The sequence below is a fragment of the Fructobacillus tropaeoli genome (genome assembly GCF_001047135.2).
Classification (GTDB): Bacteria; Bacillota; Bacilli; order Lactobacillales; family Lactobacillaceae; genus Fructobacillus; species Fructobacillus tropaeoli.
On record NZ_DF968147.1, the window covers coordinates 1 to 579 of the forward strand.

The window sequence follows — 579 nt, forward strand, 5'->3', positions numbered from 1 at the left end:
TTGTAATGATCCAGCATATCGCCAAGAAAGCCCAATAAAGCATTAGACCGATGATTTTAATTAGCCAAAATAAGGCTCGCATCGTCAAGTAACAATAATCTTTAAAGGTATACTGATATGGCTCTATTGTGAAAGACTCTTCTTGAACATTAGTCGTTCCCTCTTGTTGATTTAACGCATCCGTCAAATTCGACAAATCACGATACTGGTTTAGCTGTTGGTCATAACGACTTCTCGTTGGTGGATCCGATAATACCTCATACGCTTGCTGTACAGCAAAATACTTGGCTTCAGCACCTTCTTCTTGATTATGATCTGGATGAAATCGCTTTGAAAGTGTTCGATACGCTTGTTTAACCATTTCTGGACTAGCATGCTGTGATAGCTCTAGTTCATCATAGTAATTAACGAACTCATTTGACATCGACATTTCCTTTCGTAAACCCTTGTTTACTATTATTTTAGCAGTTCATAAAAACCACTTATAATAATTCTTTTAAAAGTCTTTTTAAGAACGTAAATGTTTGCCTTGTAAGGCCTTGGTCGTAAAGCACAGCACATCATCGACGCGTTCTGCAA

At 37.5% G+C, this 579-nt stretch carries 1 protein-coding gene; it reads right to left on the reverse strand.

What is annotated here, in order from left to right; genetic code table 11:
- On the reverse strand, window positions 1-424 hold a 424-nt coding region (locus AOQ32_RS08455; RefSeq protein ID WP_059394399.1), incomplete at its 3' end, for a DnaJ domain-containing protein.
- Window positions 425-579: the final 155 nt, after the last annotated feature.